The organism is Acidiferrobacter sp., from assembly GCF_054609335.1.
Genome location: NZ_JBTRWP010000074.1, coordinates 1 through 11,054, shown reverse-complemented (window position 1 = coordinate 11,054; position 11,054 = coordinate 1). Strand labels below are relative to the sequence as shown.

The 11,054-nt window shown below is 61.8% G+C and carries 7 protein-coding genes; 4 read left to right on the top strand and 3 right to left on the bottom strand.

All coding sequences use genetic code 11. The annotated features are described in order from the left end of the window. Positions 1–94, top strand: a 94-nt coding sequence (locus tag ACYCTF_RS13350) for an IS3 family transposase (protein ID WP_461285028.1), incomplete at its 5' end; no start/stop codon positions are given. Between the two features lie 618 nt (positions 95–712). Then, positions 713–1,309, top strand: a complete 597-nt coding sequence (locus tag ACYCTF_RS13345; protein ID WP_461284266.1) for an MEDS domain-containing protein — start codon at positions 713–715, stop codon at positions 1,307–1,309. Here ACYCTF_RS13345 and ACYCTF_RS13340 read toward each other — a convergent pair. Beyond that, positions 1,291–4,251, bottom strand: coding sequence for a bifunctional diguanylate cyclase/phosphodiesterase (locus tag ACYCTF_RS13340; RefSeq protein WP_461284267.1), 2,961 nt, complete (start codon positions 4,249–4,251; stop codon positions 1,291–1,293). The two genes, ACYCTF_RS13345 and ACYCTF_RS13340, sit on opposite strands and share 19 nt — an antisense overlap. 556 nt (positions 4,252–4,807) lie before the next feature. Continuing rightward, positions 4,808–6,220 carry an MFS transporter gene (locus ACYCTF_RS13335; protein WP_461284268.1) on the bottom strand — a complete coding sequence of 471 codons (1,413 nt, stop codon included), beginning with the start codon at positions 6,218–6,220 and terminating at the stop codon, positions 4,808–4,810. Between the two features lie 449 nt (positions 6,221–6,669). On the opposite strand from ACYCTF_RS13335, the gene ACYCTF_RS13330 reads away from it, so the two are divergent. Both ACYCTF_RS13330 and ACYCTF_RS13325 read left to right on the top strand, forming a co-directional pair. Further along, positions 6,670–7,101 (top strand): cytidine deaminase, encoded by a 432-nt coding sequence (locus ACYCTF_RS13330; protein WP_461284269.1) that lies wholly within the window; start codon positions 6,670–6,672, stop codon positions 7,099–7,101. A gap of 81 nt (positions 7,102–7,182) precedes the next feature. Beyond that, positions 7,183–7,314 carry a hypothetical protein gene (locus ACYCTF_RS13325; RefSeq protein ID WP_461284270.1) on the top strand — a complete coding sequence of 44 codons (132 nt, stop codon included), beginning with the start codon at positions 7,183–7,185 and terminating at the stop codon, positions 7,312–7,314. Between the two features lie 470 nt (positions 7,315–7,784). On the opposite strand, the gene ACYCTF_RS13320 is transcribed toward ACYCTF_RS13325, so the two are convergent. Next, positions 7,785–10,580, bottom strand: coding sequence for a bifunctional YncE family protein/alkaline phosphatase family protein (locus ACYCTF_RS13320; protein ID WP_461284272.1), 2,796 nt, complete (start codon positions 10,578–10,580; stop codon positions 7,785–7,787). Positions 10,581–11,054 lie beyond the last annotated feature (474 nt).

Here is an 11,054-nt window from a genome sequence, read left to right as displayed (position 1 = left end):
ATTCGAATACATCGAAGTGTTCTATAATCGTCAACGCCGCCATTCGACATTGGGATATATGAGCCCTATGACGTTTGAGGCTACCATCTCCTGAATGCGAGGTGTCCACGAAACCAGGGCAAGGTCAGTCGGGCAATCGAAGGACCAGGCCGCCGGCGTTGGAGGGCAAGAGGGATATGCGAGGGTAAGGGAACCCGACGCATGGGTGGCGGGCAGCGGAAGTTTTGACTCCGCCCCTATGGGCCCTGTGCATGCGTAGGCTTTGACTTGGCATGGGACCGGCGGCACGGGCCTTGCGGCTTCGACGCCGCGGATACGATGCGCGCAGATCATAGATAGAGTCACGACGGATGCCGTCGCTTCGGTGGGAATCCCTTTATCTGAAGCCCACGCCGAATAGCACGGTGGGGGCTGGGCGAGATTGTGCCTATCCCTAACCACCACGGCGTGGCGCCGGTGGAGCTTTGACCTTCTGAGGGCGTGGCGTCTGCGCCCCCCGTGTTTCCGGGCCCGGTATCTGGGCGGTGGCCTCTATTGTCGGCGTGGCCCGATCGCCGTCCAGGGTGGGGTCGGCGGGATCGGCTGGTCCGTGGGGAGCCGTGGCTGTGCACCTTTGCCGGACACGCGCCTTGTGTGCGCTCACGGAGTTGCTTTTTCGAGCCTTGCTTTGTACGATGAGGTCGCTTGCCATGGAGTGGTTTTGGGTCTCGGAATGGATGACAGAGACGAGATGGGGGAGACGAATGTCCATATCCTCCAGCTGTTTGACGACGAAGAGGCGCGCTGTGACGCAGTGACCGCCTTTAGTTCGTCCTTATTGATGCGCGATGGAGCCGTCCTTTTAGTGGCCACGGCTGAACACGGCCGGCTGTTCGATGAGCGCTTGCGGGGGCTCGGGTACGGCGTGGACGGGCTGAAGGCGCGCGGGCAGTTGCGCGTCGTGGATGCCAATGAAGTATTGGCCTCGTTCATGACCTCCACCGTTCCGGACGCCACACGATTCCTTGATTCGGTCGGTGGCGTGGTGCGCGCTATGGAGGCCCATTACCCTAGGGTCGGGGTCTACGAGGAGATGGCGGACGTTCTGTGGGCTTGCGGGAATCGCTACGGGGCCTTGGAGCTTGAAAGTCTCTGGAACGACCTGATGGCGGCGCATAAGTTTACGCTGCTCTGCGGTTATGCCAAGGAACGCTTCGCGAGTCCCGAGGATAGGGTGTATCTGCGCGAACTGTGTGTGCTACATGAACGCATCGCGCTAGCTCCCGAGGATTCGACTGTACGCGCGGGCGACTACAGATTTGGCCGGTAGGTTCTGAGCCATTCCTCAAAGATCGGGGCAGGGAGGGGTTTGCTATAGTAATAGCCTTGAGCCTCGTCGCACCCCGCTTTGCGCAGCAGTTCGAGCTGGTCTTTGGTCTCGACCCCCTCGGCGATCACCGTGAGACCTAGGCTATGACCGAGTGTGATGATCGCCGACGCGATGGCGGCGTCCTCGGGGTTGCAGATGATGCCGCGGACGAATGATTGGTCGATCTTCAGGGTATCTATCTTAAAGCGCTTCAGATAATTGAGACTCGAATAGCCGGTGCCGAAGTCGTCGAGGGCGACCCGTAGGCCCGTGGCGCGAAAGGCCGCGAGGGTTTCGGCGGCGGTTGTCATGTCATCCATCAGCGTGCTCTCGGTCACTTCCAACTCAAGCGCATTCGTGGCAGGATCGAATCCCGTACAGTTTAGTATCCGGTCGACTGTGGCGATGAAATTTCGATCCCTAAATTGGCGTCCGGACAGGTTCAACGAAATTCTAAGCCCCTGGAGCCCGCGCTCCTGCCAGATCCGGCCCTGGGTACATGCCGTCAGTAGAACCCACTCACCTATCGGAACGATAAGCCCGCTCTCTTCCGCCACCCGGATGAATTGATTGGGCGCGACCAGACCATGCTCGGGGTGTTGCCAGCGGATGAGGGCCTCGGCGCCGACAATACGGTTTGTGCGCAGCGAGATCTGTGGCTGGTAATAAAGGAGGAACTGGGCGCGCTCAAGCGCGAGGCGCAGCCCGTCCTCCGTAGTGCGCCGTTCACTGATCCGGGCGCTCATGGCGGCGGCATAGAAGGTGAATCCTCCACCCCCTGCCTCTTTGGCTTTATACATAGCGACATCTGCGTTTCGCAAAAGCCCATCGCTGTCGGTATCGTCGAATGGGTAGACCGTAATCCCGATGCTTGCGGTCATGTACGCGGTTCGATCCTGGATCGACAGCGGTTCAGCGATGGCGGTGAGTACCCGTTCAGCGATGCGGGATATGTCGTCGATAGAAGACAGGTTCTGTAGAAGAACCGTGAACTCATCCCCGCCCTGGCGCGCCACAAGGTCGTCGCGTCGCGCAACCCAGTCCTCGTGTCGTAAGGCCCCTATTAGACGCTTCGCGACTTCCTGCAAAAGCCGGTCACCATATTCGTGGCCGAGCGAATCGTTGATATTCTTGAAATCGTCTAGGTCAATAAACATGATCGCCGTGAGCGTGGATTGTCGCCGCGCGTTAGCCATGGCCTTGTCCAGGACATCATGGAGAAGGATCCAATTGGGGAGGCCGGTCAGGATATCGTGTGTCGCTTGATGGCGGAGGCGTTCCTCGAGCCTGCGGCGCTCAGTCGTATCTTGGACGATAGCGACCACCGCAGGTACTTCGTCTGTCAGCGATAGATGAAGGCGCGCCTCTATTGAGTAGATCGTCCCATCCTTGCGGCGATGCTCGCCCTCCAGTTTCGTATGCGATGCGTCTGGATTGCCGAGTGAGCCTATGAGGCGCGCGAATTCTTCCGGGGAAAGGCCGGGGTTCAAGTCGAGGGGACTGAGGGCGTAGAGCTCTTCAGCGGAATACCCGAGGTTGCGTTGTGCTCCCCTGTTCACGACCAAGAAGCGATACGACCGAGCATCGAACATGTAAATTTCATCAGAGGATTCGTCTAATATCCGCGCAAGCCTGCGTAGCGTGTCCTCATGGCGCTTGCTTGCGCTGACATCCTCCAAAAGCATGACTATGTAGTCGAGGCCTCTGTCGGCCCGTCTCACCGCTCGCAGTGCCACATGGACATAGATCGTATGGCCGTCTTTATGGAGGTAGCGTATATCGCACGTCGTGGCGTCGAGAGACCCTCTTTGGAGTTTCTGCAGAAGCTTCAGGCTATCCGCCCAATCGTCCGGGTGAGCGACATCGTCGCATGTGTGGGTGAGAAGTTCGTCGTGCGTGTAGCCGAGCATGGAGCACATGGCGTTATTGACTTCGATCCACCGCCCTTCGGGGCTGGTCGCCGCCATGCCAATGGCGGCCTGCTCGAAATAGGCGCGGAAATGTCGCTCCCGGTCGCCCAGCGCCTCCTGCGCGGCGAGTCGTTCCCGCTCATGGTCGAGGCTGTCCAGTGCGAATGACACGGTGTGGGTCATGTCGCGTAATACGCCCACCGTGTCCTTGTCGAAGGCGGCTTTGTGGGTGTGGTAGACGCTCAAAACGGCGAAGGGGGCGTCCCCCCGTGTTATCTGAAGAGAGCAGGAGGAATTGAGGCCAGCGTCGGTCGCTCGGTCGCGCCAGGCGCGCGTCGAGTCATCGCCCTGAAAGTCTGTAATGACCACGGGCCAGCCTTCGCGAAAGGCGACGCCTACGGGACCCCGTCCTTCGATTTTGTCCGGATCCGCAGAGATGCGAATGCCGTCTAAGTAGGCGAGCCCGGAACCGTATTGGGCGACCGGGCGTATCTCGCCGCTGCCGTCCGCGGATATACCGATCCAGGCCATAGTGAAGCCGCCCAGATCCACAGCCAAGCGACAGGTCATAGTGAGGAGCTGGGTTTCGTCGCGTGCGTGGCGAATGGCGGCGTTCAGCGCACTCAAAGCTTGGTAGGAGCGTGCGAGGCGAGCGTCTTGTGTGGGAGAGTCTCGATCTCGGCCTAAGTCGCGCAGTAGGAGGACAAATCGGATAGCGCCGGGCCCATACGTGCGGCTTGCGCGTACCTCGACGACAAGCTGGTCTTTGCGATCCTTGGCCGCGATCGTAACGATCGCGCGCGTATCCGCTAGGTCCGATGTATTCACATCGTAGCCGGGAAGGGTGGTCGCGACAGATTGACCTACCAATGTCGCAGCGCTTTGATCTAGCAGTTCCTCGGCCGCATGGTTTATAGCGGCTACTGTGAAGTCGTCCTTGAGGTATAGGAGAGGAAAGTGCGTTTGATTCAGGGTACCGAGGCTTTGCGTCATGAGTGTCGGGACGCCTGCGCTGGTGGGTATCCTATGCGCGTATGCCGCTGTTTTAGGCTTGCGCAATAGGCCTTAACCGGTAGGCTCGTCGTTGGCGCGGAAAGTTTATGAGGGGGGAGCGCCACGCCATTATGTGCCGGGTGCCATACAGATTTCGCCATCCTGTGCGCTCCCTGAATGCTTCTGCAAATACAAATACATACAGACATTTTCTATCAGTCTGACAGACTGTGCGGTATTGTCAAGGCAGCATGGCAGGATCGGCACGTGAGCCTGGATCCTGCTGTGTAAATTCGACAAGCAGGCCCGAGGTTCGCGCCTTGAATGGTTGCCAAGACCGCAAAAGGCGCGGCCAGAGGGCGCGGGGCCCTGTCTGTCGCCATGTGGATGAGTCCGAAGGCTTCCTTTGGCGCAGGGGAAGGCGCCGGGCCTTGGTCGTCGCAGGCCCTTTGGCCCGGCCAGACGACCGTAAGCGCGGTTTGGACACCCAACCACGTTAATCCATATGAGGGCGGCGAGGCCGCGCAAGGGGGATGACCCCACCGGGGGGTCTTTGTTAGGCCTGGGCTGCGAAGGGTTCGGCGGATGGGCGCGCGAAGGCGCGCAACTCGGCCTCGTCGACCACGGCACGGTCGATCTTCAGGTAAGCGGCACCTTCGTCTGCGACGACTGCGACTTCGGCCACGCCGCGAATGGCGGCAAGTGAGGCCTGGAGGGTGCGGGCCGCTGCGGGGTCGGGTGCGTTGATCGGTAGGACATAGCTCGAGAGGTATTGAGGCTCCGGCATCTTGCGCGCCACGAATAACCACAGGAGGGCAAGACAGGCGCACGCCAAGAAATCGGCGTTGACACCCCAGGCCCCTTTGAGGAGGCCGCCTATCGTGCCGCCCGCAAACACGCCCAGGAATTGCGATGTCGAGTAGGCGCCCATGGCCGTACCTTTCTGGCTCACGGGCGCGATTTTCGCTACGAGCGAGGGGAGGGTTGCCTCGAGGACGCTGAATGCCGTGAAGAAGAAAAGGAGGTTAATGCCCATGGCGACCAAGGAGCGATCTACGTAGATATTCGTAAGGTTCGCAAGCCCAAGGACCGTAATGGCGCCGAGCAGGATCTGGCGCATTTTACGCTTCTGTTCGGCGATGATGATGAAGGGGATCATCGCCAGGAAGGCGAACACCATGATGGGGAGGTAAAGTTCCCAGCTCTTGTCGGTGGCGACGTGCGTGGTGTGAGCGAGCACGACGGGCAAAGCTACGAAGTTCGAGGTAAGCACGAACTGCATGATGAAAATCCCGAGGTCGATCCTCAACAACTCGGGGTTACCCAGAACCTTACTGAAGGAGGCTGTCTCGACACCGATGTCCCGGTGGCGCAAATGGGATCGAGGCGCGGGCACGACTCCGACCACGATGCCCATGGCAACCACGCCGAGGACGGCAGTCGTCCAGAATATCCCCGCCACGCCGATCAGGCTGTTCAGTACGGGCCCCAGGACCATCCCCAGCGTGAATGCGATCCCGATGGTAACCCCTATGGTCGCCATGATTTTTGTGCGATGTTGCTCGCGGGTCAGGTCCGCGGCCAGGGCGAGTATGGTGGACGACATGGCGCCCGCCCCTTGCAGGGCGCGCCCGATGATGACGCCCACGATGGTGTGGGAGAGGGCCGCCACTATGCTTCCGAGGATAAAAAGTGCGAGCGCCCCCAGGATGACGGGTTTGCGTCCGATTGTATCGGAGAGCTTTCCGAGGAGGATCTGGAAGCTCGCCTGCGAGAGCCCATAGATTCCGAGGGCAAGCCCGACCAAGAATGGGGTGTGGCCCTTCAATTCCGCGCCATACATGGTGAACACGGGAAGGATCATGAACAGGCCCAACATCCGGACCATGTAAATGGCGGCGAGCGAATAGGCCGTGCGCCGCTCCTGCGGCGACATCTTGTCGTCGAATCCCGGTGACTGTCTTGGCATTGGCTGCGACTTTCCTTATGGCGGCGGCCACGCGGGTTATTCGACGCGGCCTTTTTTAAGCGCCGCAAGTATAACCCGGAATGGGCGTGGGCCGAAGCCGAATATCCCTTTCCGCTCGGCGAAGTCGTGCGGCGCTGATGCCCGCCCGCAGGTATGGGCCGGAAGATGTCTCGCGCACCTTTTTGTGCCTTGCTATTTGTGATCGTTTTGGGCCCATCCTCGGCCTTGCGCCCCGCGGGGCGCGTGCGTGACCGATCAACGCCTCCTTGTCGAAGCCGGGCCACGCCTTAGGGCCGGGCGCGCGCTTGGGATGGCATAGGGGCCATTTATGGCGTGCCCCGATCTATTTTCGGGTCGCCGGAGTCGTGGCGGCCCACCCAGTTGTGAAGACCTTAAGCCGGGTATTTAATGGCGGCAGGGCGGCACGGGGTTCCGGGGCGGGATGGGCAATGAGCGAGCCGGTTGAGCGGTATGACTTGGAGAGACTTTTGCGTGCAGCGCAAGAGGGGATTGCGCACGCTTACGCGCCCTACTCGGGATTTCCGGTCGGGGCTGCGATCCTGACGGTTGCGGGCGAGGTGTTTGCCGGCTGCAATGTGGAAAATGCCGCCTATCCCTTGGGGTTGTGCGCGGAGGCTGCGGCACTTGGATCCATGGTCTCCACGGTCGGCCATAGGCGGCTGCGTGCCGCGCTCGTGTTGATCGCCCGGCCAGCGCGCGCTTGGCCCTGCGGGGGCTGTCGGCAGCGGCTGCAGGAGTTTATGGAGGCTCAAGCCATGGTCTATGCGGCCGGCCTTGGGCTCGAGCCTATCGGTGTTCCGTTCGCGCAACTCTTGCCTTGGGCCTTTGGCGGTCACGATCTCGCCGAGCCGATGACGTAGGCAATGGAATGCCCGTGTCCCGGGCACCGATTAATCGGACCCGCCTCCTCGACCTCGCACGCCTCGAGGCCTGGGAGGGCGATGACGACACCCATCGTCACGGTCGCGGATTTCCAAGGAGTGGCCGGCCGCTGGATCAGTATTGGCGGTAGTGAAGGGGGTCTTGCGCGATGGCGCTACGGAGATCGATGTCGTCTCCCCTATCGGCGCTAGGCGCAGGCGACGGGCGTGCGGTCGCTGCGCTGACCGATCTTGTGGCGGGCCCCTGCGCGGTGCGCGCTCGTGAAGGCGATCCTCGAGACCGGGCTCATACCATCGTCGGCGCAAGGTCAGGTGATCGCTTGGGATAGCGCGCGTCCGGGTGCGGCCTTCGTCAAAATCTCGATCGGCAAGGCCGGCTGTGGCGCGACGCCGGAGGGCGTGGAGGACTTGGCGCAAGTCTTAGGACGTTTACGGGTGGCAGGGCGTGGCATCGCTCAAGATTGCACGAGGTGTGCGCAGCCGCGCCCAGCGGCCCCTCTGCCGGGACATCGTAGTCCGCCATCTCGGCGCGGGCTTTATGGAGCCCGTCACCCTCCGGATCGGGGCAAGCAGCCTATTGGCTGACTTGCGGGCGGGCCCAGCCGATGTCTGACCGCGCGTCCCGCCCCTGGGGCGCTTGCGTTACCCGGGCCCCTTGCCTGTCACTGCGTCGCGCGTTCTGTCTGGCGGTCAGCGCCAGCCTCATAGGCGGCGAGGGGCGCACCGTGTCGGCGCGCGTAGTCAGCGAGATACCGCTGCATGGCCGCGTAGGCCGCCTGCCCGCGCGAGGCCACCCATTCCTGCCGCATCTGTTCGGGCCCTGGGATCTTAAGCAGGGTCGTGGGTGCGAACGCATGGCGTACCGGGGGCGCCTTTGCACCGTGAGAGTTGATGTGCGCTTTATACCAGTCGGGTGAGAGCACATGGCCCGCGGCCCCGGTCTCGCGACGCAGGAGCGTGTAGCGCCTACAGACGCCTGCGTTGAACGTAAGCGGGATTTGCGAGGGGCGAACACGAGTCGGGGCATAGTCGGGGTCGCGAGCCCAGATGCGCGCTAGGACGGTCGCGTTCTGGTCCCATTGTGACAGCGGCGGCAGCCCGAAGATTGCCTCGGTGGTCTTCAGGATATTTACCTGCGAATAGGGGTGGGTGTCGAGCAGACCGCGCTTGACCCACGGCCCCATCGCGAGCGCAAATGTCCTATGAGCATTGATGTGATCGGCCCCCGACTGCGCGTCGTCTTCCGTCAGGAATACCACCATATGGCGCCACTCTGGCGTCGTCGACAGGTAGTGGACGAGTTGTGCGGTAGCGAGGTCGTTATTGGCCACGTAGTAGTCCGGACTGTAGTAGCACGCTTTGCGGCCTGCGGTATGGTCATCGGGCAGCCAAATGTAGATGAAATGAGGGAATGCCGCCCCGGGATGGGCTTTGAGCCAGCGGATGGCGAGATGCGTGCGCGCGGTGTCGAGCAGCATTCGATCCCAGCCAGGGAAACTGGTTGCGAGGTGTGCCTTCATGGCTGGCGATATGGCGCCATCGCGCGCACGAGACACGAACTCCCCAAAGTCCTCGAAAGAAATGTGGTGGGCTAGGAGGTCGTTGAAGAGAAAAAGTCGGCCGGGGTAGCTGATCCAGGGGTTGGACCATTTGCCGAGCGCCGAGAGGTTTTCATAGATCGCATACGGGTTATCTACACCCAAGGGAAAGCCGCCTGTGCCGCTGGCGCCTCCTGGGATTAGGGATTGTGTCCATCCGGGGTTGGCGACAAATCCGCGGTGCGAGTAGTACTCGGGCCAGGTGCGCTGGACGAAGTCGGAGTCCGAGGCCGCCGTGGTCCACTGATGTCCCTGGGCTGTGACCTCGCCGTCGGCCATGAACTGCGCAAATAAGGTGTAACGGTGCGCGAGGGCGTAGAGGTTCGGCAGTTCGTGCGGACCGTAGAGGTCGAGCCTCGGGTCCGCGTAACGTCCGGCCGCACGATATTTTCCTAAATCCTCGTCGAAAGTTTTGTTCTCGCGCAGGATGAATACCACGTAATGGACGTGATGGTGCAGGAAGGCGGCGGTGGCTTGGTCGTGGCGCTCGCGCGCTGCGCGTTCGCGCGATGTGAAGCCGTCATGGCGTAGCGCGAGCTTCGTCCACTGCGGGAGTCGTGCCGCTATGGTTGAGAACGGGATCTTCTGGACGAGGCCGTCCATCATGTCGCCCACCCATTGGTGGCGAATGTTGGGTCCCGAGCCCAGGCCTTTTGCCGATACGGCGTAGAGCGCGTGGGTGCTGCTGGCAAGCGCGGTCGGGTACCAGCCGGTCGGGATCAGGCCTTCGCGGCGCCCTGATCGCGGATCGAAGACCGCGATGTCGTTGTTTCCGGCATTAGCGACAAACAGTCGTCCGTGGGCGATGGTTAAGGCGTCGGGATAGCTTCCCGGCGGCGCGCTTGGGTAGGGGCTGTCGTCGATCCAGCGCACGACCTTTCCGGACGCGGTATCGATCTGTGCGATCCGATCGACGTTGCTCAAGGTGACAAAGAGGTCGCGTCCCTGACGCTGCGCGACCATTGCCGTGGGGTGCAGCCCAGCGGCCGCATCTGCGGCCGATGCTGGCGGACCGACTTGAATGCGGCCGAGGCGCGTGAAGTGACGCGGGTCGACGAGCGCCACCGCGTTCGCGCCCCAGAGGCTCACGGCGAGCCGCTTGCCATGATCGGCAAGCGCCAAGGCGTAGGGGTAGGCACCGATATTGAGGTAGCGGGTGTGTCCGGTCTTCAGGTTGACACGTGCCAGGCTGTTGGCGAGCAGCCCCGCGACAAAGAGGTGATGGTTGTGTGGTCCGAGGACGACCGCGTCGGGATAAAACAGGCGTGGACTACCCACGTGGTGACCTTGGTAATGGTAGGGGTATTGGGTCTTCGGAAACGGTTGCCAGATCAAGGGGTAGCGCCGTATGAGCGTGAGCCGCCCCCGGTCATTCCGCAAAGCGAGCACGTCATTGGTACCGCCCCCGGCGGCATAGAGGCGGCCGCCGGGGGCGGTAGCTAGCCCCTGGAAGAGGTCCTGGTGCGTGATGGCGAGGATCGCATCGTCGCTCGCGACCGGGCTCTTGTGGCGGCCGCGGTAGGCGGCCATCTGATCAATCGGCGCGAGGGTATGGGCATCGTAGGAGGTGATGGTTTGGGCGCGCGTTGCGCCATTGGCGAGGACAAGCAAGATATGGCCCGATACGGTGGTGGCGGTCGCGAAGTTCGGCGTGCCGTTGATTGTGCCGACTGGGCTTGTCACACGACCGGTTGGCAGGATATGTGTGTAGCTCGCGCGATTGGACGCATTGATGGTTACGGGCTGCGACACGTCGCGGTCGTTAGAGGCGGGGTGCGCCAGCGTGCTCAGGGAGATGCCCCCCAAGGCGATTCCTAGGCCCCATACCGCCCAAATGCGTCCTGGAAACCACTTTCTCATGCGATATCTCCCTTGCAGGCGCCGCGTGTCCACGCGGCCGTTTAGCGCAGCTTAGCGCGTCTCCATGTCGCTTGCATGGCAGTAGGCGCGGGTCCGCATCCCGATCGAGCCCGCGACCATCAGGGTGCGAGGCCTGGGGTGCAGGTTACCGGTGGGCACCGTCCGAACCCTGGAAAACATGAAAGCGACCCTACCATACAGGGGAAACGCCGCGGCCTCGGACACCTATTGGCTGGTGGTTCCGGCTCCGGGCGGGAACCGTCCGAGGTGTGGAGCGGGGAAGTGCGCCGCGATGACCGGTTATTCGGCCGGCAATGAGCACGAAACTCACGTCATAGCCTTATCGGTTTGGCGGGAGCAGTTCATGGAAAAGCCTGGGTATCGACATAGGCATGTGGACCGACATTCTCGCGCGCGTCGATATTTCTCCCACGATAACCGCAACGCCGGTTCATTGGCGGGAGAGTTAAAGAA

Excerpts from the sequence above, each read along its gene's own strand:
- ACYCTF_RS13325 (WP_461284270.1), top strand. The coding sequence starts at position 7,183 with ATGACGACACCCATCGTCACGGTCGCGGATTTCCAAGGAGTGGCCGGC.
- ACYCTF_RS13340 (WP_461284267.1), bottom strand. The coding sequence starts at position 4,251 with ATGACGCAAAGCCTCGGTACCCTGAATCAAACGCACTTTCCTCTCCTA.
- ACYCTF_RS13320 (WP_461284272.1), bottom strand. The coding sequence starts at position 10,580 with ATGAGAAAGTGGTTTCCAGGACGCATTTGGGCGGTATGGGGCCTAGGA.
- ACYCTF_RS13335 (WP_461284268.1), bottom strand. The coding sequence starts at position 6,220 with ATGCCAAGACAGTCACCGGGATTCGACGACAAGATGTCGCCGCAGGAG.
- ACYCTF_RS13345 (WP_461284266.1), top strand. The coding sequence starts at position 713 with ATGGATGACAGAGACGAGATGGGGGAGACGAATGTCCATATCCTCCAG.
- ACYCTF_RS13330 (WP_461284269.1), top strand. The coding sequence starts at position 6,670 with ATGAGCGAGCCGGTTGAGCGGTATGACTTGGAGAGACTTTTGCGTGCA.